This window comes from Sphingomonas sp. 2SG (assembly GCF_005503285.1).
Taxonomy (GTDB): Bacteria; Pseudomonadota; Alphaproteobacteria; order Sphingomonadales; family Sphingomonadaceae; genus Sphingomonas; species Sphingomonas taxi.
Genome location: NZ_SCMZ01000007.1, coordinates 78389 through 103481 on the forward strand (window position 1 = coordinate 78389; position 25093 = coordinate 103481).

General features: G+C 62.0%; 15 protein-coding genes. 8 read left to right on the forward strand and 7 right to left on the reverse strand.

Going from position 1 to position 25093, the window contains the following annotated elements:
- Nucleotides 1-11: 11 nt before the first annotated feature.
- Nucleotides 12-938 (reverse strand): crotonase/enoyl-CoA hydratase family protein, encoded by a 927-nt coding sequence (locus tag FFS23_RS05000; protein WP_137897695.1) that lies wholly within the window; start codon nucleotides 936-938, stop codon nucleotides 12-14.
- Here FFS23_RS05000 and FFS23_RS05005 point away from each other — a divergent pair.
- The 5 genes from FFS23_RS05005 (at nucleotide 937) to FFS23_RS05025 (ending at nucleotide 12240) form a co-directional block, all read left to right on the forward strand.
- Nucleotides 937-1218 carry a hypothetical protein gene (locus FFS23_RS05005; RefSeq protein WP_137897696.1) on the forward strand — a complete coding sequence of 94 codons (282 nt, stop codon included), beginning with the start codon at nucleotides 937-939 and terminating at the stop codon, nucleotides 1216-1218. The genes FFS23_RS05000 and FFS23_RS05005 overlap by 2 nt on opposite strands.
- Nucleotides 1219-1672: 454 nt before the next feature.
- Nucleotides 1673-5092 carry a glycosyl hydrolase 2 galactose-binding domain-containing protein gene (locus tag FFS23_RS05010; RefSeq protein ID WP_249340525.1) on the forward strand — a complete coding sequence of 1140 codons (3420 nt, stop codon included), beginning with the start codon at nucleotides 1673-1675 and terminating at the stop codon, nucleotides 5090-5092.
- Nucleotides 5093-5255: 163 nt separating this feature from the next.
- On the forward strand, nucleotides 5256-6782 hold the full coding sequence (locus FFS23_RS05015) for a sialate O-acetylesterase (protein ID WP_212742910.1): 1527 nt from the start codon (nucleotides 5256-5258) through the stop codon (nucleotides 6780-6782).
- A complete protein-coding gene (locus tag FFS23_RS05020) occupies nucleotides 6712-8130 on the forward strand; it encodes a glycoside hydrolase family 27 protein (RefSeq protein WP_249340526.1) in 1419 nt (472 codons plus the stop codon). Before FFS23_RS05015 ends, FFS23_RS05020 begins: the two co-directional genes overlap by 71 nt.
- Nucleotides 8131-8325: 195 nt before the next feature.
- Nucleotides 8326-12240 carry a TonB-dependent receptor domain-containing protein gene (locus tag FFS23_RS05025; RefSeq protein ID WP_171009357.1) on the forward strand — a complete coding sequence of 1305 codons (3915 nt, stop codon included), beginning with the start codon at nucleotides 8326-8328 and terminating at the stop codon, nucleotides 12238-12240.
- 586 nt (nucleotides 12241-12826) lie between these two features.
- On the opposite strand, the gene FFS23_RS05030 is transcribed toward FFS23_RS05025, so the two are convergent.
- The 6 genes from FFS23_RS05030 to FFS23_RS05055 all read right to left on the reverse strand — a co-directional run bounded on the left by FFS23_RS05030 (nucleotide 12827) and on the right by FFS23_RS05055 (nucleotide 21101).
- Entirely contained in the window at nucleotides 12827-13612 is a 786-nt protein-coding gene (locus FFS23_RS05030) for a hypothetical protein (RefSeq protein WP_137897698.1), read from the reverse strand.
- 1057 nt (nucleotides 13613-14669) lie between these two features.
- On the reverse strand, nucleotides 14670-15143 hold the full coding sequence (locus tag FFS23_RS20700; RefSeq protein ID WP_137897699.1) for a GNAT family N-acetyltransferase: 474 nt from the start codon (nucleotides 15141-15143) through the stop codon (nucleotides 14670-14672).
- A gap of 100 nt (nucleotides 15144-15243) precedes the next feature.
- On the reverse strand, nucleotides 15244-15540 hold the full coding sequence (locus FFS23_RS05040) for a hypothetical protein (protein ID WP_137897700.1): 297 nt from the start codon (nucleotides 15538-15540) through the stop codon (nucleotides 15244-15246).
- A gap of 277 nt (nucleotides 15541-15817) precedes the next feature.
- A complete protein-coding gene (locus FFS23_RS05045; protein WP_137897701.1) occupies nucleotides 15818-16363 on the reverse strand; it encodes a hypothetical protein in 546 nt (181 codons plus the stop codon).
- Nucleotides 16364-16833: 470 nt separating this feature from the next.
- Nucleotides 16834-19638 carry a Z1 domain-containing protein gene (locus FFS23_RS05050; RefSeq protein ID WP_137897702.1) on the reverse strand — a complete coding sequence of 935 codons (2805 nt, stop codon included), beginning with the start codon at nucleotides 19636-19638 and terminating at the stop codon, nucleotides 16834-16836.
- On the reverse strand, nucleotides 19635-21101 hold the full coding sequence (locus FFS23_RS05055; protein ID WP_137897703.1) for an ATP-binding protein: 1467 nt from the start codon (nucleotides 21099-21101) through the stop codon (nucleotides 19635-19637). The genes FFS23_RS05050 and FFS23_RS05055 overlap by 4 nt, the downstream gene beginning before the upstream one ends.
- A gap of 119 nt (nucleotides 21102-21220) precedes the next feature.
- Here FFS23_RS05055 and FFS23_RS05060 point away from each other — a divergent pair, with 119 nt between their 5' ends.
- From FFS23_RS05060 to FFS23_RS05070, 3 genes are all read left to right on the forward strand, one after another.
- Nucleotides 21221-22360, forward strand: coding sequence for a DNA cytosine methyltransferase (locus tag FFS23_RS05060; RefSeq protein WP_137897704.1), 1140 nt, complete (start codon nucleotides 21221-21223; stop codon nucleotides 22358-22360).
- A complete protein-coding gene (locus tag FFS23_RS05065) occupies nucleotides 22357-23088 on the forward strand; it encodes a hypothetical protein (RefSeq protein ID WP_137897705.1) in 732 nt (243 codons plus the stop codon). Before FFS23_RS05060 ends, FFS23_RS05065 begins: the two co-directional genes overlap by 4 nt.
- Before the next feature lie 471 nt (nucleotides 23089-23559).
- A complete protein-coding gene (locus FFS23_RS05070; RefSeq protein WP_171009359.1) occupies nucleotides 23560-25017 on the forward strand; it encodes a Shedu immune nuclease family protein in 1458 nt (485 codons plus the stop codon).
- Nucleotides 25018-25093 lie beyond the last annotated feature (76 nt).

The window sequence follows — 25093 nt, forward strand, 5'->3', positions numbered from 1 at the left end:
CCCCGCATGGCTCAGGCCACCGCTTTGTCGAGCAGGCGCGATTGCGCGCCGACCAGACGGCGCATCAGCTTGAGGTCGGTCTCGTTGAGCCGCAGCGCCGCATCGGCCCACAGGTCGACCACCGCCTCCAGCTCGGCGAGCGGCAGCGGATTGACCGAGCGCGACGCCTCGTAGATCGCGCAATGGCCGCTGTGCCGCCGCCGGTTCTGGCGGATGTAGGTCTCCACCTCGGCACGCCCCCGCCCCGGATCGGCGAGCGCGTGGATGATGCCGAGGTCGTAGAGTTCCTCCGCGCTGTACGAGCGGCCGCTGAGGATCATCTGTTCGGCCCGCGCCGAACCGAGTCGCCGCGACAGGAAGCAATGCGCCCCCATCCCGGGAAACAGGCCGAAATTGGTTTCGGGCAGGCCGAAACTGGTGCCGCGCTCGGCGATGACGACGTTGAACGACAGCAAGGCCTCGAAGCCGCCGCCCAACGCGTCGCCCTCGACCAGCCCGATGGTGATGATCGGCCGTTCGAGGCTGAGCATGTTGCGATGGAGGATGCGGACGCACGCGCGGCCGTAGCGGACCAGGGCATCGCGATCGCCGTGCCGGATGTGCGCGGCGAACAGGTCGAGATCCCCGCCCAGCGAGAAGACGCCGGGAAAGCGCGAGCCGAGCACCAGATAGCGGATCGGCATCGCGCCCGAGCCATGTGCCGCGACGATATCGTCCTGCCATTGGTCGAACGCGGCGAGCAGACCGGGATTGAAGCTCGGCCGGCTGCGCTGGCGCATATAGGTCCACAACGTGCCGAGGTCGGGATCGAACTCGGTCTCCAGATCGGTCAGGTCGAACGGCGCGCGCCGGATCGGCTGATGGGGGAGATCGGCCGCGACCGGGCCGGATTGCGTCCTCCGCTGAACGGGTACGACGGGGGGATATTCGAGGGTCATGACGACGTCCTTCTGCACGTACAGCAAGGTGCTGCGGCCGGAGTCTACGTCGAAACGCCGTGCTAAGCGGCTGATGGATAAGGGGTCGTGGCGCATGCCATACGGCGTTGGCCACAGTGCCGGCATAATCCCCCGATCCGCCGCTTACGATCTGGTTACCCTTGGCGATTACGATCCGTCGCGAGGGAGAACACCAATGACCTGCTACATCGTGCTCGGTGCGTTCATTGCCAGCAACGTGGCCCTGATCGCAGGGGTGATGCTCAACCAGCGGGGGTGAGCGCTCTGCGCCCGGCCGCCGCACCGGTGGGGTTATGAAAAGTGCCCGCCCCTTTTGACGGAGGCGGGCAGAGGCTGCATGCCCGATGAGAGGTTCCGACTCAGTCGGCCATGCTGAAGCCTACGCTCACCATGGCGAGTCGTCTTGAGCAAAATCGCTGCTTGGCTTGCCGCCACCGGCTCTCTCCATCCGATACCGCGCCGATCGTGAGTCACGGCACGGCGGCTCCAAGAATTTGGACCCTCGATCGGGCCACATCTCGTGAGCGCGAGGAGGAGCCAGCCCGTCGCAGGCCGACGCCACCATGCCGTGATCGTCCGACGTTGCATGTCGCCGTACAGAGTATAGGTCGAGGGGAGCGACCGGATGCAGCGTGTCTGGACGATAAGGCGCCGGCGACGACCGCACGCCATCAGAGAGGATTATGATGCGATCATCGCCGCTTATTGCCACCTTGCTGCTCGGGGCCGTCCTGCCCTTGCCGCTCGCCGCACAGGTCCCTGCGGCCGGCACCGCGGGCGTCATGGCCAACGCCGGTCCCTACAACGTCGCTATCCTGGCCGGGGGCATCGGGGTCGAGCGCCCCCTCGACAAGGCCGGCGACGCGGTCGCGTCGGGCGCATCATGGACGCTCTCCACATGGGTGCGCCCCGATGCGAGCGCGGCCAACGGCATCCTGATCGCCGTCGGCGACCCGCTCGGCGCCTGCCGTTGCCTCGGCCTGATCGACGGGCGGTTGAACGTCACGGACGGCGCGGTGCGGATGACCGGCGGCGGCAGGCTTGCCGCCGGCCGCTGGACGCAGGTCGCGGCGGTCGCGGACGGACGGACGCTCACGCTCTATGTCGACGGTCGCGCGGTCGCGGCGCGGGCGAGCCGCCCGTCCGGGGTCGCGCCGCGGCTGGCGATCGCCCCGGTCGTCGGCGCCGGCGACGCGCAGCGGCATTTCGGCGGTTCGCTCGCCGATGCGCGTTTCATCCCCGCCGCGCGCGGCGCGAGCGAGATCGCAGCCGCGGCTCGCGATCGTCCGGATTTCGCCTCGGTGCAATTCTGGCAGGTCGGCGTCGGCTGGCCCTTCCAGAAGCAGGCGAACATCGGCCTCACCCAGCAGCAGGATGCATGGACGCTGCCACGGGCGCGGGGCGTCGCGACGACGCCGCCGGCGGTGCGCCTGCCGTTGCCACCCACCGGCCTGGCGCGGGCCAGCGACGGACGCTGGCGGGTCAATGGCTGGCAACTCGCCGGCGCGCCCGAGGTTCGCGAAGACGGTGCGGCGCTGTCCCGGCCCGGGCGTGCGAGCGGTACCTGGCGTCCCGCGACCGTGCCCGGCACGGTGCTGACCACGCTGGTCGACCGCGGCGTCTATCCCGACCCCTATTACGGCCTCAACAACCTCAGGATCCCCGAAAGCCTCGCGCGCCAGGATTATTGGTACCGCACCAGCTTCACGGTGCCGGCGGAGGCGGCCGGCAAGCGGCTGACCCTGGTGTTCGGCGGCATCAACTACGCCGCCGACATATGGGCCAACGGCCGCAAGCTCGGCGATACGCGCGGGGCGTTCATCCGCGGCCAGTTCGACCTGACCCCCGTTGCCGGCGAAAACGTGCTGGCGGTCCGCGTTTCGCCACCGCCGCACCCCGGCATCCCTCACGAACAATCGATCAGCGGCGGCGTCGGGGAAAATGGTGGTCAACTGGCGATCGACGGGCCGACGTTCGTCGCGACGGAGGGCTGGGACTGGATTCCGGGCATCCGCGACCGCGACACCGGGCTGTGGCGCCCGGTCGATCTGCTCGCGCACGGCGACATACGGCTGCTCGACCCGCATGTCGTGACCGACCTGCCGTTGCCGCGCACCGATCGCGCCGACGTTTATGTCACCGTCCCGATCCGCAACGATGGCGCGACACCACGCCAGGTGACCGTACGCGCCGCCTTCGGCGACGTCCGCGTCGAGAAGACGGTGACCGCGGCACCCGGCGAAAGCCAGGTGGCGTTCACGCCGGGCGACTTCGCCCAGCTGCACGTCGCCAACCCCAGATTGTGGTGGCCGAACGGCTATGGCGAGCAGGCGCTGTACCAGCTCTCGCTCGAGGCGCTGGCCGATGGCCGGATCTCCGATACCCGCACCGATCGCTTCGGAATGCGCGAGGTGAGTTATGATCTGTCGCTGTTCGACTCCGCGGGGGCCTTGCGCCGGGTCAACGTGCAATTCACCGATGGCAGCCTGCGTGGCGAGCGGTTGCTCGACATCCGCCATGAGGCGATCAAGCAATCCCCCAACGGCTGGGCGGAATCGCTGACCGTAGCCGGCGAGCGATCGCCCGCGGTGACGTCGGTCGCGACGACCATGCCGGAACCGCATCTGACGATCCGCGTCAACGGCGTGCCGATCGCCGCACGCGGCGGCAATTGGGGGATGGACGACGCCATGAAGCGCGTCAGCCGCGACCGGCTGGCGCCATATTTCCGGTTGCAGAAGGAGGCGCATATGAATGTGATCCGCAACTGGATGGGCAACAACACCGAAGAGGAATTCTACGATCTCGCCGACGAGAACGGCATGATGATCCTCAACGACTTCTGGCAGTCGACCCAGAATGCGCAGGTCGAACCGCAGGACCCGCAACTGTTCCTCAGCAATGCCGACGACGTGGTGCGCCGCTACCGCAACCATCCGTCGATCATCCTGTGGTTCGGCCGCAACGAGGGCGTGCCCTATCCCGCGCTCAACGAAGGTCTGGACGACGTCATCGCGCGCGAGGACGGCACCCGCTGGTTCACCGGCAGCTCCAACGTCATCAACCTGCAGGGGTCCGGCCCCTATAATTACCGCCCGCCCGTGGGCTATTTCACCGGACTAGCCACCGGCTTTTCGGTGGAGACGGGAACGCCGTCGCTGTCGACGCTGGAATCGGTCCGAGCCACGATGCCCGACAGCGAGACCTGGCCGCTCAGCGACACGCTCGCCTACCACGACTGGCATGTCAGCGGGAACGGCGACACCAAGACGTTCACGGCGGCACTCGACACGATATTCGGTCCCGCGACGAGCTTCGCCGACTTCGAGCGCAAGGCGCAGATGATGAATCTGGAAACGCACAAGGCGATGTACGAGGGGTTCCTCGGTCATCTCTGGACCAGGAATTCCGGACGGCTGCTGTGGATGACCCACCCCGCCTGGCCATCGAACACCTGGCAGATCTACAGCTCCGACTACGACACCCACGCCGCTTACTACGGCGCGAAGAAGGCGGCGGAGCCGCTGCACGTCCAGCTCAACCTGCCGGGCAACGAACTGGTCGTGCTCAACACCACGCGCGAGGCGCGCGCCGGCCTGCGCGTCCGCACCCGCGTCGTCGGCCTCGACAATGCCGAATTGTTCTCGCGCGAGGATCGGGTGAACGCCGCCGCCAACGCCGCCACCCCCCTCGCCGCCATTCCGCTGGATCGGCTGTTCGCCGCGCACCCGATGCTGCTCGTCAAGATCGCGATGTCCGACGCCTCGGGACGGATGGTGGCCGAAAACTTCTATTGGCGCGGCAAGGACGAGGCCGCCTATCGCGCGCTGAACGACCTACAGGCCGTAGCGCTGACCGCATCGGCGGCGGCGACGCGGGACGACGGCGACGATCGGGTGGTGACGGTGACCCTCGCCAATAATACGGCCGTCCCCGCGCTCAGCGCCAAGCTCACCTTGGTCGACATGCACGGCACGCGGGTTCTCCCGGCCTTCTACAGCGACAATTACGTCGCGCTGCTGCCCGGAGAGGAACGTCATCTCGAGGTGCGTTATCCCAGGACCGGCGGCCAGGCGACCGGACTGACCCTGCGGGGCTGGAACGTCGCGGCAGGAGACGTTGCGATCCGGTGAACCCGAACCGTGCGGCGTCCCGCTGCCGGGACGCACTCGCCAGGGTCGTTACGAACCGCCGGTCGATACGGCGTTTCGCAATCCCACTAGCCCGTTGCCCGCATGCTGATAGGCTGCACCGATATCCGGCGCGACCGTCAGGCCGGGACGCCCGGAGAGACCTATGATGATACGCCTGCTCGCCACCGCCGTGTTCGCCGCCGTCACGGCGTCGCCAGCCGCCGCGCAGCTCAGGCTGCCGCATCTGTTCAGCGACCATGCCGTGCTGCAACGCGATCGGCCGCTGCATATCTGGGGTTGGGCCACGGCGGGGGCGACCGTCGCCGTCGCCTTGCACGACCAGCGCGCGACGGCGGTCGCAGACCGGCTCGGCCGGTGGGAGGTGTGGCTGAAGCCCGCTGCGGCGGGCGGGCCGTATGTCCTCTCCGTCGACGGCGGCGCGAACGAGGGCGCCGTGCGGGTCCAGGACATCATGCTGGGGGACGTCTGGTTCGCCTCGGGCCAGTCGAACATGGAATTCCCGCTCAAGGGCTTCGACGGGGCGCCGTTGAAGAACGCCGCGGCCGAGATCGCCGCCGCGACGAACCCGCGCGTCCGGCTCCTCCACGTCGCGCACAAGGCCAGCACCGTTCCGCTGCGCGACATCGACGCGACGTGGACGACCACCACGCCGGCGACGGCGACCGACTTTTCGGCGATCGGCTATTTCTTCGCGCGCGAGATCGCGGCACGCGAGCACGTGACGGTCGGCGTGATCGATTCGACCTGGGGCGGAACGCCCGCCGACAGCTGGGTATCGACCGACGCCTTCGCGACCAATGCGGCGCTCGCCCCGGCGATCGATGCGCGCGCGCGTTTCCAGCAGGACCAGACCGATGCCGACCTCGCCCTCGCCGCCGAAGCGCGGGAGGACGCCGCCATCCGCGCCACCGGCGGCACGCCGCCGACCCATCCCTGGCACCCGCCGGAGGAGGCATACCGGCCGTCGGCGCTCTACAACGCGATGGTCGCACCGTTCACCGGCTACGGCATCAAGGGCGTAATCTGGTATCAGGGCGAGACCAACAGCAACGTTGCGCGCGCGCCTTATTACGCCGACCTGTTCCGCGGCCTGATCGGCGACTGGCGACACAATTTCGCGCAAGGCTCGTTCCCCTTCCTCTACGCACAGATTTCGTCGTTCGATTCGCCCGCCGAGGAATGGGGCCTGGTGCGCGACGCGCAACGCCGTGCGCTGGATTTGGTCGACACCGCGATGGCGGTGACCACCGATGTCGGCGATCCCGGCAACGTGCACCCGGGCGACAAGCAGACCGTCGCCGCCCGGCTCGCGCTCGCCGCACGCAACGTCGCTTACGGGGAACGCGTCGCCTATGAGGGCCCGTTGTTCCGCCAGGCGACCGGCGAGCCGGGGGGCATGCGCATCTGGTTCGACCATGGCGCAGGATTGACCAGCCGCGGCGCACCGGTGAGCGGTTTCGAGATCGCCGGCGCGAACCGCACCTTCGTCGCGGCGACCGCGCGGATCGAGGGCGACACCGTGATGGTCACCGGGCCGGTCCAGCAGCCCCGCTACGTGCGCTACAATTGGGCCAATGTCGTGCCCGTCAACCTCTACAATGCCGCAGGCCTGCCGATGTCGACCTTCACGTCCGAGGAGCGCATCCAGGGGCATGTCGCCTATCCCTGAGCGCATCACCGCGCGATCCCTCGTCACATCGGCGCCCGGCCGAGGCGCCGCGGGGCGGCGGCCGGCGCTGCGCGAACCGACGACGCACATGCAATCACACGAGAATGGAAGGTCAGCCGTGCTCAGAAAGACGTTGTTCCAGGTCATGGCTGCCGTGCTGGTGCAGGCCGCCACCCCGTCGTCGGCGCAGGAGGTGCTGGATCTCGACCCGAACACATTGGCGCCCTCGAAGGACCCGAAGCGGGTCGCGAACGGCCTCGCGCCGACACCGCCGATGGGCTGGAACAGCTGGAACAAGTTCGCCTGCAAGGTCGACGAAGCGACCATCCGCGCCACCGCCGACGCGATCGCGTCCAACGGCATGAAGGCGGCAGGATATCGCTACGTCGTCATCGACGATTGCTGGCACGGCACGCGCGATGCGAACGGCTTCATCACCGAGGACAAGGCGCGCTTCCCGAGCGGGATAAAGGCGCTGTCGGATTACGTTCATGCCAAAGGGCTGAAGTTCGGCATTTACTCGGATGCCGGCACGAAGACGTGCGGTGGCCGCCCCGGCAGCCAGGGGCACGAATATCAGGACGCGCTGCAATATGCGCGCTGGGGCGTCGACTATCTCAAATACGATTGGTGCTCGACGGGCGTTCGCAACGCCGAGGAAGCCTATGCCCTGATGGCGGACGCGCTCCGCGCTTCGGGTCGCGACATCCTGTTCTCGATCTGCGAATGGGGCAACTCCAGGCCGTGGCTGTGGGCGTCCAAGATCGGCAACTTGTGGCGGACGACCGGCGACATCACGGATAAATGGACCGGCCATCACGGCTATAGCTGGGGCGTGGCGTCGATCGCCGACATGAATGAGCCGCTGTGGCCGTATGCCGGGCCGGGCCATTGGAACGACCCCGACATGCTGGAAGTCGGCAACGGCGGCATGACCGACATCGAATATCGCGCGCATTTCGCGCTCTGGGCCATGATGGCCGCGCCACTGATCGCGGGCAACGACGTCGTCCACATGGACCAGCCGACACGCGCAATCCTGCTCAACGCCGACGTCATCGCGGTCGATCAGGACGCGGCGGGTGCTCAGGGCCACCGCGTGTGGAAAGACGGTGACCGCGAAGTCTGGTCCAAGCCCATGGCGGACGGGGGCCGGGCGATCTTGCTGTTCAACCGCGGCGAAACGCCCGCGACGATCGCCGCCGACTGGACGATGCTGGGATTGCCCGCATCGGTGCGAATGCAGGTACGCGATCTCTGGATGCAAAAGGACGTTGGCAAGCACACGAACCGTTACGCCGCGCAAGTCGCCCCTCACGGCGTCGTCATGCTCAGGCTAAAACACTAATTCTGAAGCCCTAATCGCTATCACCACACAGCCGTCAGGGCACAGCGGCACATGTGGTCGATGCGGGACCGGATGTGAGCCAGATAGAATGGGTTCACTACGGACTTAATAGATGTTTGTTGCGCGCACTTGCTGCGGCGGCATCCTCGGCGCGCGGTGTGAGGCTGGGAACCTTGCACCATGCTGGGGGACATTATGATAGCGAGATACCTTTCCGCCACTGCGCTGGCGTCCTTGACGCTGCTCGCCACGCCGGCAGCAGCACAATCCACACCAGCGGCCGGGGCCCGTACCACGCCGCCCGCAGCCGAACCGGGCGAAGGTGCCGATGGTACCGAAGCGCGCGACGGCGAGATCGTCGTGACCGGTTCACGGATCGCGCGGCCGGAGACGAGCGGCGTGCTGCCTGGCGCGCAGATTTCCGGTCAGCAGATCCAGAACCGCGGCTTCACCAACGCGCTGGAGGCGCTCAACGACAATCCGCTGATCGGTCCGGGCGCCAGCCCGCTAGACGGCAACAACGGCGGCCAGACCGCCAGCCTCGGCGCGGCGTTCGTCGACCTGCTCGATCTCGGCACCGCGCGCACCCTGACGCTCGTCAACGGCCGCCGCTTCGTTTCGGGCAACGCCGCATCCCTGTTCGTCGCCAACAATGCAACCGGCAGCCAAGTCGACGTCAACGTCATCCCGTCGACGCTGATCGACCGGGTGGACATACTGACCGTCGGCGGCGCCGCGGTCTATGGCACGGATGCCATCGCCGGCGTGGTCAACTACGTCCTCAAGGACAAATATGAGGGGTTCGAGGTACGTGGCCTGACCGGCATCACCGACCGCGGCGATACCGGTCAATATCAGGCAAGCGCCATCGTCGGCAGGAACATCGCCGGCGGACGCGGAAACGTCGTTTTCTCGGCCGAATATACCCGCAACGACGGTTTGCAGGCGACGGCGCGCGATTTCCGCCTTGCCCGCCCCGGTTCATATACCAATCCGTTTAATGGCGGCGTCCGCAACCCCGCCTTCGCGCCGACTGCCTTCGTCGATGTCGCCAACCTCAACAACGGCGCCTTCCTCCGCTCGACCAATGACGGTCAACCGAGCTCGCGCTTCGGGCTGGGGTTCGTCAACCAGACCTACAGCAACCCCGGTACGGTGCTGAGCACCGCCAGCAGCAATTTCTATGCACCGTATACGCCAATCACGAGCGGCAACGGGGCAGCGCGGCGGACCAGCAATTTCATCACCTTCGCCAACGGCATCGCGCCGGTTGGTTTCGCGATCGCAGCCACCGACGCGTCCGGGCGGCGCACGACGATATCAACGCTCAACGACGGCTATTTCGCAACCACCGGCGCCCAGATTATCAAGGGCGGTCCGGGGGCCGACGCGATCTCCGGCAACGGTTTGAACGGTCGCACGACGCAGGCCGCCAACGTCCCGTTCACCACCTTCGCGCCCACGGCGCTGCCTTCCAACGTCACGGCGGCACAAGTGTTCGCGGCCTATGGCATCGTGCCGCCGGCACAGACCGGCGGGCAGACCGCAAGCCAATATGGCTCTGCCCTCAACCTCCTCGCGATCAACACGCTTCAGGCGAACCGCTTCACCGCGCGCGAATTCTTTGCGGCCAATCCCGGCGTCAACGTCAATTACTATATCGGCACCTTCGACCCCCTCGTGCCGCGCGTCGCCAACACGGACACAACGCTGGTCAACGTCAAGGTCAATGGCGGCACGGTCCAGGTACCCGTCAACCAAGTGCTGCCGTTCCGCGCGGTGCCGCTCGAGTTCAACCCCGATGGATCGCTGCGCGAGATCCGCTTCACGGGGCCGGTCGGTCCGAACACGCCGCTGACGGTCAGCTCGTCGATCGGCGGCAATGGCGGTCTGCGCCGCGCATTGGAAAATACCGTGCTGCGCACGCAGCAGGACCGCTACATCCTCAATTTTCTGGGCCATTTCGATTTCAACGACGAGATCACCGCCTTCACCGAGAACAATTACGCGAACGTGCTAAACCGTTCGCTCGGCAATATCGGCGGATCACAAAACTACATCGCCTCGTCTCCCGAATATGCGCCGCTGCTGGTCAATTATAACAACCCGTATCTGACGGCACAGAACCGCGCGGTGCTGGCGTCGGTCGGGATTTCGCCGACGGCGGCGAATGGTGGTAATTTTCTCCTTACCCGACCGAACCAGGATATTCTCGGTGCGAACGAAATCACCAATCATCAGGAAACCTATCGTCTCGTCGGTGGATTGCGGTCGCGGTTCGAGTTGCTCGGCAAGGCCTGGAATGCCGAGGTATCCGGCACCTTCGGGCGATCGGTGCAGACGACGCGCATGCGATCGATCGCCGACCTCGAATATCAGCTCGCACTCGATGCGGTCGATCAGGGGCAGGCGACGACCGGCATCGCCAACGGCAACATCATCTGCCGGGCGCAGCTCTATCCCGGCCAGTATCTCGGCCGCACCCCAATCGGTACCGCAGAGAATCTGACACGGGTTCGCGGGGCCGACGGCATACCGACGCAGACGCTCGTCACGCCGGTCATCACGCAAAGCCTGATCGACGCGTGCCGCCCGCTCAATCCGTTCGGCGACAACAATATGTCGGCGGAGTCGAAAGCCTATGTCACCTCGCCGACGATCTTCCGCAACGTCTCGCAACAGACGTTTTTGCAGGCGACGTTCGGTGGCGGGCTGTTCGACCTGCCCGCCGGCGCATTGCTGTTCAATGCCGCCGGAGAATATCGGCGCGACGAGGCGGATTTCTCCTCCAACGAGCTGAACATCCTCGGTCGCAGCCGGCTTGCACCGTCAGCCAATACCCGCGGCCATACGACGACCTATGAAGTTGGCAGCGAACTGGTCGCCCCGATCGCTGGTCCCGACTTCCTGCCGTTTCTCGGCCACCTCGATTTCAAGCCGGCGGTGCGAGTGACACAGCAGAGCGGGGCGTCCGACACGTACCGGACGCTGGCCGGCGCATTGGTGTCACCCAAGGCGCACGGCAAACCGCAGACGATCTATTCGCTGGCCGGCGAATGGCAGCCGATCCGCGACATCACGTTCCGCGGCAACTATACGCGCTCTGTTCGCCAGCCTTCAATCGTCGAACTGTTCCTTAGTGGCCAACCGACTTTCACCTCGACGCCAGACCTGTGCGGTCCCGCGAATATTGGCGCGGGCCAGGTGCCGACGATCCGGGCTGCCAACTGCCGCGCGGCGGTGATCGCGGCAGGCTTTGCCAGCGATCAAAACAGCGCCGCCACCTTCCTCGCCAATTTCACCCCCTCGGGCAACAGCCTGTTGGGCACCTATTCGGGGACGCCCGATCTGAAGCCCGAGCGCGGCAAGAGCTGGACGGTGGGCGCGATCGTAACGCCACGATTCATTCCGGGGTTGAGCCTGACAGCAGATTATATCGATCTGCTGTTGCAGGATACGATCACGCCGACCAGTCTCTCGAAGGTCGTGCAGACCTGTTACGACAGCCCGACCTATCCCAATTCGGCGCCGCAGGTCGGCATCAATACCTGCGGACTGTTCTCGCGCGATGCGCAGTTCCAGTTCGCCAACGGGTTCAACGTCGGCTTCCTCAACCTCGGCGCGATCAAGATCCATGCGCTCAACCTGACCGGGCGTTATCCGATCGAACTGGGCCAAGGGCGGCTGACGCTGAGCGGGAGCGCCTACCATCTCATCACCTATCGCACCTCGTCAGCCGGCCAGTTCGCAACTGGCGACGATGACGAATCAGCCGGTTCGCTCGATCGTCCGAAGTGGAAGACGCAACTGTCCGCGCTCTACTCCCAGGGTGGGTTCTTTGGACAATTGACGTGGAACGTGCAAAGCGCGACGCAGATTTTCGTCAGCGGATTGCCGGCTACGGCAGAGCAATATTCGCTGACGCGCTATCCGGCGCTGCAAAATGTCGATCTGTCCTTCGGCGCGAACTTGAACGACCGGTTTCGCATCCAGTTCAACGTGAAAAACCTGCTCGATCAAACGACGGCCGGTTCTCTCGGCTACGTCTACGCAGATTATTACGACCAGATCGGCCGTCGCTATACGCTCGGCGTAACGACGAAACTATGATGAAGGATCACGGGCTGCAACCGCCTCGGCGATGTGTAGGCGCTGATCGTCGCATTGGGTCCGATCCGGCGGTGTACGACTGAGAACGCGTGCCTCATTGATCCCTGCGCTCTTGTCTCACCTCCGCATCGGTTAGAGCGCAGGGGTCGGTAAGGAATATGGCTTTCGCCCTGTGTATTACTTCCTTCGATCGGAGGGCCCTCAATGCGCTTTGAGCATCGCTTATGCACCTCTCGCAGTCGAAGCGCTTGAAACTCGTGGGCGGAAAGCCATGCACCGAGTTTTCCTTGCCCAAGGTTACGATCCTCGGCTCGCAGGCCGACGATCGCCTCACAGGGTGCCGGACAAGTGATCGTTTACAAAAGGGAGGAAATGGTGCCCCACAAAGGCCGAATATAGGTACTCAAATCATTGGAAGATTTTCGTTCGGCTAGTTTCAGCCGACACTCATGAAGTCGAGCCAGGATGACAACAGCCGTTCTGGTGGTCAACGGACTGGCGGCTTTCTAGTACGAATGTGGCGATAGCTGCCCTTCGCAGAAGTGCCGGCGTCGAGAGGAGATCACGTGCCAAGGAGAGTCCGAGGCTAGAATGGCGGGGGAACCCTACGATATATGTGTAAGGAGATGATGGGTTCAGAACCCGTTACTTCCACTACCCACCCGTCACCCTGCCAAAACTGAAGATGCGTTGCTGGTCCGCGAATCGAGCTAGGCAAATCGACGTTACCCAGATGGCGCCAATTAAGCCCTGCCAACACGCGAACTCCATCGCACGGGTTACGCTTAGCAGTGGTGTCATCTAAGCAAGTGACCGGAACCGAAGCACGGCCGGTCTTTGCTGCCTCGACTGAGAGATCGAGAACGGCCTCGACAATCCGGCGACCGAGCTGTGGCTCACCCGGTGGCAATTGGGCAAAGTTTTCCACGCGAGCGCACGCGGCATCCGTCGCGATTTGATCTAGAACGGTGGCAAGCGGCGCTTCGCTTACAGCAAAAAGGCGCCGAGGCGCATTCGCTGCCTGCTCGGCCGCGTCTGGCGGCATCTTCCCGTGGAGCGTGTCGAAATGAACGACGATCCGGCGTGCGGTACAAAACCTGCCGCCAGCAGCCATCCCTGCTTCGTGGAAAACGACATGGGATAGGGGCATTTCGGGGAAGCCCTCCATCGACCGTCCCACCTCGACCGTACGAATATCACCGTGCGGAAAGTCTCGCAAAAGAAGTGCCTCCAGCTCTAGTGGCGACATCTGCTCTGCTCGCTGTCGAGTGAGGATCACATCTTGTGGCCCGATCGCAACCAGATCGCCTTGGGCGATCGATGAAATTGAGCAACAAAGACCAGCACCAAAAATCGCCGAACGTAACCACATGGCCGACCTCACCTTTTCGGCTGCCTATCAACCAAAGCTGCCTATTGACTAAAAGAGCGGCAGTTTACAGGCATTGCCACAGAACCAATGAAGGTCGACAAGTGGGCGAAGTCGGCCGCCGCTGGCGCCAAGGTGACCGAGCTGATCATCCGCAATCACCGGTAGCTTTCAGGTACAATCCGCCGTTCCAGCGGTATCGCACTATCAAAAACGGCAGAATTGCGTTGCCTGGGCGAAGGGCTCCTCCACCGCTTTGATTACTCCACCATCCCCGACATAGCCAAGGGGATCTAAGCGGCAGGTTTGTCATCATCGTCTGCGGCGTCAGAGTTGATGAGACAGACGCGTCGACGCCTTGCCATTTCGTGCACTGTCAAAATGAACAAAAAAACGCTCGACATTATTAAGAATACTAAGGCAACTATGTTCGCGCAAAACCAAATCGGGTCAACGTCAAGACTGTAAACTGTGTTCCCTCGGCCTGAAAATTCACGCACCTCACCAGAGGACAGGGCAGAGAAAACTTCGTACAAATTTCTAAGAGCCATAAAGATAAGGATTGCGTACCATACCTTCACATAGCGTGCGTTTATTCTGCTCAACAATCTATCAAGTGGGGGTATGGTTTTATCATGAATCCCCCCAACCGATCGGCTGGTATCGTGACGCATCACACAACGTTCCTAGTGCTGTATTAGGGTTCGACCAGGTGGAAGCAAAGTTGCTTTATATTCGTTAACATGTAGGCCGCCGGTTCGGCACGGCTTTGCCTCGATGATCGCTCTGAAGGAGGGCGAGGTTGGGTACCGCCACAGCTCTCGCCTGGTATCGACGAAAGAGAGATAACTGAATTTCGGTGGCCGTGGCGCAGGGTGCCTCCGCCGCTTTATGACCGCAAATCGGCGTCAGAGGAATTTCTGTTTTCAGGCACCCCGCAGGCAAGCCCGGGCGACCAATCCTGGAAGAAAGCGGAACGAGCGCTTAAGAGAACGCCGGCGGCGATAGCCGACATAGCGTGGCACCGCCTTTCCCAAAACAGATCGCTGCCGGGAAGCCGCTATGGTCGGTCCAATGACCTCGCCATGCGGTAGTTGTGGATCGCGACGCCATTAATAAAAAAGTCTCGACGCGCCTCAACGTGGAAGCCCCGGCGCTTAAACAGCGCACGCGCTCCTTCGCTCGCATCGACGGTCAAAGTGGAAATGCCGGCCCTGCGGGCGGCGTCCTCGATGGCAGCGCAGAGTGCTGATCCTACACCCGTGCCAATCCGGTCCGAGCGACAATACAGATGGTCGATGTACCCGTCCAAGCGCATATCGGCATAGCCAATAGGACAGTCCACCTCGTCGACCGCAACGAGCACCGTGCTTCGCGCAGCCCGGCCTTGATAAGCGTCGGAGTCGGGTTGGCTGGGGCTCCAAGCCATGACCTGTGCGGGCGAGTAGTCCCGAAGCCCGCCCTTTCGAACGGAGGCATGGAATATATTGGCGAGCGCGGAAGCGTCGGATGATCGAAACCGGCGAACGTGCATAGGTCCATCTAACAGCCCCCATTCCCTTAAACGAAGGTATTTTGGGAAGGCCTGGGTGTTACGGGATGCGGAATGCCCGCTTGTGGGTTGGCGCTGGCTGTTAGAAGCGACCCAATCCTGTGAAGATCACGGTCGCCGCGAAGACGATGGCTATGAAACCGCAAGCCAGCAGCGAGGCAGCGAACCATGGATGCCGCTCTAGGCGCGCGCTGTGCCAAAGTAAAGAGCCTGTCGCGGCTGCGATGATCGTGACTCCCACTTGGAACGCCTTCCCTGCCGGAGTGACGTTGGCGAGCCAGAATGCCGGATAAAGCGCCGCATAGCAGGCAAAGAAAACCCCAAGCATACTGGTCGGGACGAAAGTGATCGCGAGAGATACACGAAGAGCGGAAAACATCCAATTACCTCCTGAGGGCGGGGACGGCCGCAAGTGGGAGCTTTCCAACGTTTCCACAAACGAACGGAGCTGTTTAAATGGTTCGTCACTGATGGCCAAATATGGTTGGGAGTGAAATGTCACCCCACAGCTTTGCGATCCCGTTGCATTGGAATCTGCTACGGGACGATTTCGGTCGCCTTGATCGCCGTTCGCTTTTTAGAAAGATCGGAAAGACCGCTTACGTGCATTCAAGAACCAACCTTTCGATCCTGGTCGTAAACAACGAACACCGGAACTAGGCGCGCCAGCCCTTCGGTGAGTGTGAACATGCGGGAATATTACGCTCATAGATCGCTGCGAGAAAGGGAGTCGCCAAGTCGGTATAAATCGCACACTCCGTTTGTTGATCTGGAGAGAAAAAATGCAGGGCGTCAGTATCTTTTTTCCGATCTACTGATCCAATGTATATCAAAGTTAATCTGTTAAACTTGCCGATATTTCTATTTGTAGAGAAAAGTCCCGACGCCTCCTTTTTTTCTAAAGAAATTAATAGATCTCCACCCATTCCGTAGACATAAAGACTGTCATTCCCTGTCAAATAGAAGCTAGCGCGTTGTGCCGGACCCCAGTCGCGCCACAAATCGAAGCTTTTCCTTCCTTTCGGTGCGACAACCGTCAAAACATAACGGCCATCATCTAAGCCTTCTACGCGAAGTTCCAGGGTTACATGAACCTCGGGAATGCCCGTCGGTATCGGCACGACCTGAACGGGATTGGGCATGCAGGTTGAGAGTAATAAACTTACGATCGAGGCAAAACCGGTTTCGGGCTTCATCAACATGCGTATTCGATGCTCACACGTGGTTAATATAAGCATCACCCTCAGCGAAAGACAAACCCGACCTATCGTTGCTCGGCAAGCGGCTACCACACCCTTTACAACATGGGATCGCAAGCAGCTACCGAAGTTCTACTTGATCGCCGCCCTTGCGATCGGCGCGCAAATCCCGGAACCCGGCCGGCCACGATAGCCTGATCGCAGGCAGGCGGCGACTTGCTATGATCGAAGAACGGGCAACGGCTACAACGGTGACGACCATTCCATCCGAAAGCGGCCCTTCTGCCTCTGGTGGGAAGCGGCCTGTCCGCTTTCGGCCACCGCGGGCGGTAAGCTACCCTTCGTTCAGCGCCGTGTGATCGGCAGCTACGCGCCACACTCGCGCCTTTGGCGGCGATATCGGAAGTCATTAAAGCTTCTGTCTTGGCGACCGCTGCCTGATCAGGGATAACAATTAATCGCCGTATTGGCAGTCAAACCGCCTCGAAATCGCCGAGCGGCTCATCCTCCTCGTCCTCTCGATGTCCTGCCTGATATACCGAGTTGACCGTGTAGACGACTTGATCGCGAACCGCTCGGTCGCTTCCGGGGAAGGCAATCGCCAGTCCAACGACTGGTGTGATTTCGCTAATATCCGACGCCTGAGGAAGGTATATCATTAAAAGCGGATTGATGCCCGCAGTCTGACGGACTGTGGAGAGAGCTCGCGCCGTTGGCTCGGTCCGTGACTTGCCGGTGACGCGATGTACCGGATCAAGACGCAGTGCGGATTGCCATTCCTCGGCAGTGAGATCGATTGCTGCATCGCGGGTGGTCACTAGACGTTTGATTCGGTATCCATCGCCTTGGTCGATGGCTCCATCTCGTTCCCGCTTGCGACGGCGAAGTTCTAAACCGCCGACATTCTCGAGTATTCCACTCGTGTCTCCGATAAGCGCGACGTTCCAGGTCGCCAGCTCACCATTAGCAGCGATTTGACGATCCACATACCTGACCCAGAGATCTGGACGCGCGCGCGTTGATGTTTTCTGGGCTTTGTAGGCGTCTAGGAATTGCCGTACTGTCGTCCACGGCAGCCCCTTCCAAAAGTGGGAGCCGGGGTAGGACCGATCTACGGGCAGCGCGAGCGGCTCGCCAATTTGTCGTCTGATCGTCTCCACTAATATGTCCAGCGCCCGCTTATTGTGGTCGAGCACGAGTGGATCAAGACTAAAGCTCTTTCCTTCACTTATTCCGCCAGCATACGAGCTGTAGAGAATAATGTTCTGAGCGTGGCGACGCTTGTTTGAGCTGGTCGGAGCAAGCACGGGGTGCGCATTAACCTTTAACCCATAGTCGATCGGCTTGGCGCCGATATCCACCATGTAGTCAAATTCTCTTCGCAGTTCATCGCTAGCGACCGCGATATGGGTGAAAGCGCGCTCAAGTTGCCAGGTCGTGTAAAGGCGGCATAGGTCCAAATAGCCATTCCGGTATCCGAACCACCGACCCATCTGGAGCAGTGTGTCGTACATGTCGGTCTGGCGAGTGAAATAGCTGATGCTGAGCCCTGGCAAAGTAAGACCACGGGACAGCTTGTCGCCACCTACCACAATGACGTCGATGCCCTCCTCGCGATAGCTATCATAGTCGAGAACGTCCTGTGCCAATCCGTTGATTTGCTTGACCCGGATGCCGGTCGCCACGTCCGCAAGCATCGATTCGACAAGCGGCCAGTCGGGCAGCTCGCCGATATCCGGCTCGTCCGCTTCCTGTAGCAAGAGCGAAGTCGGAACGAAGTCGCTATCCCAAAGTGACCGCATCTCGACGAGGATTGAGTCGTCCGCAGATGTGTCGCCGAATCGCAGGCGCCGCCTGAATCTCAGAAGCGCCTCCTCGATCTGATCGAACACGATGCTCTGAAGTCGAGTAAAGCGGGTCACGTGCACGAGCATGGAATTGTGATCGGTGACCTGCCCCCGAAGCTTGCGGACAGCACAGCCGATGATGAAGGAAAGGATTGCCCGCCTAAGGGTGTCGGGCATCGGCCCCGGTTCGAGAGCCTGCTTGTGTTTAGCAGGTATCCAGGCGCGGAGCTGGCCAGCATCGTCATCCGAGGCGTCAATCTGCCGAATCAACTGGGTGGGCGAAGGCTCGTCGCCCTCCAGTCCGAATGCGCGTAGCGGGCCGAAATAGTTCGAAGGCGCATGCAGGTTGACGATGAAATTCTTGGGAAACAGATCCTTGTCCGCCTCAGCCGTAGCACCTTCGTGGTGGATGAAGATGTTAGCGAACGGCGTAGCCGTGTAACCGACGTAAGATTTCCGCTCGAAGATCGCCAGGATCTTGCGGATGAGTTCGTTGATCGTAGTGGGCCGATGGGTCAGGTCGGGCTGTCGCTCGCTATTGAAAGATTGCTCGCTAGTGTCCACCGACGCGTTGTCACTCTCATCATCGATAATCAACGCCGGAACTGCGCTTATTACGCGATGGCCGGCCGCGTCAGTGCTCCGCGCAATCCTCTCCAGCCAAGCGTGCAGATTGCGCAGCATCATTGCGTTCTTCTTGACGACGAGAAGGATCGGCGGACCGCTATCTAGCGGCACGACAAACTGCTCGGCGACGATCTTATTGAAGTCTCCCTTCTGCGATCGGGCGGTGGCCGCAATCGCTTGAACAGATGGGTCGAGGAGGCCCACTCCCGTGAGCGCTTGCGACCCGTCGGTACGGAAACCGAGAAATGCCTCGTCCATACGAATCTGCGTTTGCATCCGCAGGCTTTCGTGGATGCCTGCCAATATGATGATGATCTTGTAACCAGAATCCGCAGCCTTGCACGCCAGGGACGCATAGTTGCTGGTTTTGCCGAACTGCACCTCGCCCACCACGAGACCGCGCCGATCCCATGGCGCTACGATCCTAGGATCGCCGATCAAGTCGAGAACACGGTCGGTGTCTTCGTCAATCGTGTCGACCACAGGGGCTGGCAGCAGCGTTTGTAAGTAGGTCCGGCAGCGGGGCCAGAATTGCCAGGCCTGCCTGTCGACATCCCGCGCCCACCTGACGTGCGCATCGTCGTCTATGAGGATGCCGGCGCGTTGCACAAATACGTCAAACCGTCGGACGAGTTCGTCTACCAGCGCGTCGATATTCGCGTCTGTGGCGCCGGACAAAGTCGCGGCGATCGTAGCCTGCTCTCGGATGATTTCAGGCGTCAGCGATTCAATGCGCCGGCTCTTAATAAGGGAGCCGAGCAGCATCTGCGTCACGGAAAGGATTGTATCCTGCTCAGTGCTCATAGATCGACTCTAAGCTCTTTTTCGATGTTTTCGACCAGCAAGACAACCATCTCTTCATGCTGGCGCATCGGAGGATGCTCCATGAGGCGGGCCCTGGCAGCCTCTGGAGAGAGGCCCGCCGCTTTTCGAGCATTCACGTATACCGTCCGCACCAGACGACCGAGATCGGATTCGATCTGAAATTGCCGCGCCGCGGCAACGGCATCGAGCGGGCGGGGAGCAGGGTTTGGCCCGTGCCGTGGTGCCGTGCGTTCGATGGCGTCGAGCAAGGACCGTAAAGCCCCTGGGTCAACGCAACCTTGTCGGAGACGTGCGACTAACGGATGGCGCCTATTCAGTTGAAAGTTCACTCCGCCATTGCCCTTCAGGACCCAAATGGGAATTGGTCCAGAGGTGGATTGCGCCGCGCTTGAGGGCGTCCCTGCCAGCTCTACACGCGACGCTGCCTTTCGACGAACGCGGCTAGCAAACCGGTAAAGTTCGACGCGCAGGTTGCTAGGAGGGACCGCCGTCGACTTCCGGACGTCAATCGACCAGGCTACATCCTGACTGTTGTCCAGATCTACGCTGAGCCGCGCAAGATTGTACTTCTTGTCCAGCCGCCAAGATTGCGTTGACCGGCCGATGCCTAGCCAGCCCCCACCCACTATTAATCGATCCTCCCGGTAAACGTAAAAACCCTGCTGCTCAAGGAATTCATTCGGTCCGGCCAGCCTTCGCATTTCTTCTTCGTCGAGACCGTCGGGCGACGGAAGGATCGAGCCGCGAAGGGCAATGTGCGCCGGCTCAAGTACCTCGGAGAACACCTGCTCTGCCGCGTGCAGGGCAAGGGGATCCCAAGGTGCCACTTCAATCTCGTTCACGGAGATTTGCGCTCGGTCAGACTCGATGAAGCGGTGAAAGGTCATGCCGAGGTGTCGCGCGACGATCTCGGCCGTTCCGTAAAGCTTGTCGATCGTGCCGTCGTGTCCGAGCAGAATATCGAGATTTTCCCAGATAACCGCTGTGCCAGTCGGACCAATTGGTAGATCGCCTGCCAAGCCAAGTTCATCGGGGCAGCCGACTTCAAGTTCCCAGTCCGACGCCGCATCGATGCGGTCAAGATTCCATCGCGCCGCGCATGCCTGCTGCCCATCGGCTTTGCTGACGACCACCAGGGAACTTGCTTGGGAAAAACTTGCGGTCTTTAGCCCAAGGCCAAATCTTCCCAAATCGCCGGGATTGCGGTCTGCGCGGGGGTCGCTGCCCAGTCGCATCGCCGAAATCAGTTCATCGCGGTCCATTCCGCGGCCGTCATCCCTAAACACCACTCGGGGTGCTTGCGCCCATTCGAAGTCCACATGGATTCGCCGCGCGCCTGCCGCGAGGCTATTGTCGACCAGATCCGCAGCGGCGGACCCGGCGGAATATCCGAGCCCTCGCAGCGACCTGACGATGTCTGGGGCGAGCGGCGGAAGGCGCAATTTTCAGGCCTCAACCATCGGCGAGGTTGACAGCGCGCGTGCGCGCTGCGACCAAGGGCCGCGTTGACAAAAGGGGTGGGCGTCGGTCACCATATGATGCGTTTTGGCCAAATTTAAGTATGATTGGAATTGATTTGTTCTCTGGCGCGGGGGGAATGTCCCTCGGTGCTGAATGGGCCGGCGTTGAAGTCAAGCTCGCAATAGAAATAGACAAGGCGGCGTTCGAGACGTATTCCCACAATCATCCAGACTGTATCACTTTGCGGCTTGATGCCAGCGCACTGCTGGATTTTCGCTGGCCGCACGCAACTGATGACCTAATCGTTTTTGGCGGCCCCCCATGCCAAGGCTTCTCTACTTCGAACCAGCGAACCCGGGGCGAGGACAACAAGAAGAATTGGCTTTATCAGGCGTTCATCGGCTTCATCCGGAATGTGAAGCCTGCCTGGGTCGTTTTTGAAAACGTTCGCGGGATACTGGAAACGGAAGAAGGCGTATTCGCCGATAGGGTCGAGGACGATCTCCGGAGGGCGGGATATTCTACCGAAGCCGGGGTGCTCAACGCGGCCCTGTTTGGCGTGCCGCAGACGCGTCACCGCTTCTTCATCATCGCGAGGCGCGGCGACGTCCCCCCGTCATTGCCGTCGCCACCGGCCGATGTCGCAAAAGTGAGTGTTGGCGAGGCAATTGGCGATCTGCCGGCTCTCGCGGTGGGCGCTTCCAAGAATGTACTGCCTTATCGCGCCGGCGCAACCTCAGACTATGCGAGGAGTATGCGCGGTGATCTCGAGGAATGCACCGGTCACCTCGTTTCACATAACGCGGATTATGTTGTCGAGCGCTATCCCTTCATTCCCCAAGGCGGAAATTGGCAAGACATACCTGCCGAAATGATGACCAACTACAAGGACAGGATGCGTTGCCACACCGGTATCTACCGGCGACTGAGGGCGAGCGAGCCATCGGTGGTGATTGGGAATTACCGGAAGAACATGCTGATCCATCCGACTGAGGACCGGGGCTTGTCGGTTCGGGAGGCGGCCAGACTCCAATCCTTTCCTGACTCTTTTGAGTTCAAAGGATCGATCGGCCTTCAGCAGCAGCAACTCGGCAATGCCGTTCCGCCGCTGCTAGCTAAGGCGGTCTTCCGCCAGATCGTCGCCTGCCACAGCATGGAAGACGAGCAAGACCACGACGTGCATATCGACCAGGGGGTTGTGGGCGTTGCGCAACAATTTACGGAAGCTGAGGTAGCTTGAGCCAAGTCCGTCAGACCAACGAGGCTTATCAGGATCGCTACCTTGCGTTTGTAGACGTCTTGGGTTTCGCAGAGCTGGTAGCGCAGAGCGAGACGTCCTCCGAGATAGTCACCCGCCTCAGCCGTACCCTGTTGCGGCTCAGCGAACGCGCTTCCTCCGCCCGGTCGGAGGAGCTTCACATTGAAGCGACGAGTTTCTCTGACACCGTCGTGATCTCCGCACCTGCTACCAGCGATGCTCTATACCGCATGTTCGAGATCACGGAGGAGCTAAGTTTCGAACTGCTCAGCGCCAATATGCTACTGCGTGGAGCCATCGTCCGGGGGGCCGTGCTTCATACGTCGGAGTTCGTCTTCGGCCCCGCCCTGATAAGCGCGTACCGATTGGAGACTGGCACGAGCTTCCATCCTCGCATCATGCTAGAGCCATCCGTCTACGTGGATACCAAGGCGGAAGGCGAGAGCGAGCGGTTCAGTCCGTTTGTGGTGTTAGATAACTACGACGTGCCATACCTGAATCCGTTTGCCCGCTGGCAAACCTTGGACAGCTTCGAGCCGCTGGCCTTGGGGCAGCTCGTTCAACTTCAGGGCATCATTGCGGCGGGGTTACTCGCCGGAGCCAGTAACCCGTCGGTGGGTGAAAAGTACAAATGGCTGGGGCGAAAGCTGAATCGCTTCATTCGATCGGCTTCATCAAAGCTCACCCTACAGGAACTTGACGTCGATTAAGCCGAAGACGCCGCTTGGCGGGACGCAAAGACGAGATAGGAATGTCTGCTGGATCAATAGCCGAGTGCGAGCGTCGGTTTTCAGCGGCTTCGTTCTGTTAGCCGCGTGTCGGCAAGCAGCCAGTTCTGGCTGTCTAGAGGCACCTGAACCAACGACCCCTTTGTGGGAACGCTAATGGCGGCTTGAGCGTCAACTTCTGGGTCGTGACTGCCGCTTTAGCGCGGCCGGCCGCGCCGATCCAAGGCGGCTTGCGGGACGATGGAAACGATAACCCCTGTCACTGCGAAAGATAGATAGTGCGCCGGGTTGAGGCGATCGGATATCGTCAGCCTTGCCTTGGAAGCCTCCAATCGCATGCCTAGACCCGTCCACGGCGACGGGGATATAAGGATCGTTGTGCCAGCAAGATTCAGCACCGGGACTGTCGACGTCTCGACTCCGGCGGTTGCCGCCGGGCCACTCGGCCTCAGAATGATCGCGAAGCGCCGCGAGGACGATCTTGTCATCCAGGTGACCAGCACCCCGACCGGCCACGACATCGACGTCGTGCTCGGCGGACGGGCGTTGGCGTCCGCCGTCGCCGCGAACGCGTCCGCAAACCACCACGGTGGGCAGCGCACGCTGCTGGGGCGCTACGACCAGGCTTCGAACACGCTCACCACGCATCCAGTGACGCTGACCGCCGGGAGCCCATATTTCTTGTTGCCGAAGTACGATCGGGTCGCGACGATCACCTTCGAGGGATATGGGAGCCTCGACGATGGGTTTGGGAACCTCGACTACGAGGCGCTGAAGCTGCCCTCGGGGTTCGTTAAGGACATGTTCGGCGGCTTCGGCGCGACTTACGAGCTGCGCTTCATCATCGAGGAGATCGAGCGCGCCGGCCATTTCACCCATCTCGCCTTATCCGAGCATCCGGCGACGGGCGGGGGGACGACCGCGCACCTCACCTATGGCGCGTTCGACACGTGGAGGCGGGCGATCCGGCGCAGCCATGACCGCGCGGTGCAGTTTGGAAACAGGGCGAAGCGCGACTACCTCCGCAGCGCCGTGGCCGGCGAACTCGGCATCGTGCCGGCGGCGACGCCGCCCGGCCTCGATCCGGCCGCCCTCGCCGACTCCGTCCTGATCGCACTCAACCTGCAGGGTCGGCAGGCACCGGTCTCCGCCGCCACGGACGTGGTCAGGGGCGTCCGGCGCAACCACAAAGCGCTCAAGGCCGCCGGGTCCGAGCTGCTCGAACTCAACCGCGAGATCGAGCTGCTCACCCTGGAGGACCTGATTGCCCGGCTGGAGGCGCACATCACTAAGCGCCACAACGAGGCGTTCTGGCAGGCCTTCTTGTCCGACAACCCGTTCATCATCCGGCTCGCCTTTGGCCTGCCGATCGCCGTTTTTGGCGAGCAGGTCGCGGTGGGCGGGATCAAGTTCGACGGGTCCGGCGGCAAGATCGCGGACTACCTGCTGCGCGCGGGCGCCTATGGGAACATGGCTATCGTCGAGATTAAGACGCCCGACACCGACCTCGTGCGTAAAAAGCACTACCGCGGTGGCGTGCACGCACCAGACAAGGAGGTGGCCGGTGCCGTCACGCAGGTCCTCGACCAGCGGTATCAGCTGCAGATGGAGATCAACAACAAGAAGGTGGCTTCGGGCCAGTTTGACGTGTTCACGTATTCCATCCAGGCCCTCATCATCGCGGGCCGCGACATGGACGACGCCGATCACCGGAAGTCGTTCGAGCTGTTTCGCAACGGCCTGAAGGACGTGACCATCGTCACTTTCACCGAACTGCTGATGAAGCTGAAGGCGCTGCACGCCTTCCTCACCTTCGATCCGGCGGCAGGCCCGTCCGTGGCCGGTTCGCTCGCACCGTCCGCCGGCGATCTGACGGCCGCGCAGACGCCGACTCCAACGCCAGCGCCCTAGAAGTGGCTGTGGACTCGCATGCCTTGACTTGCCCCTTTATCGGAGAGAGGGACAACCGCTCCTCGTCTCCGCCCTC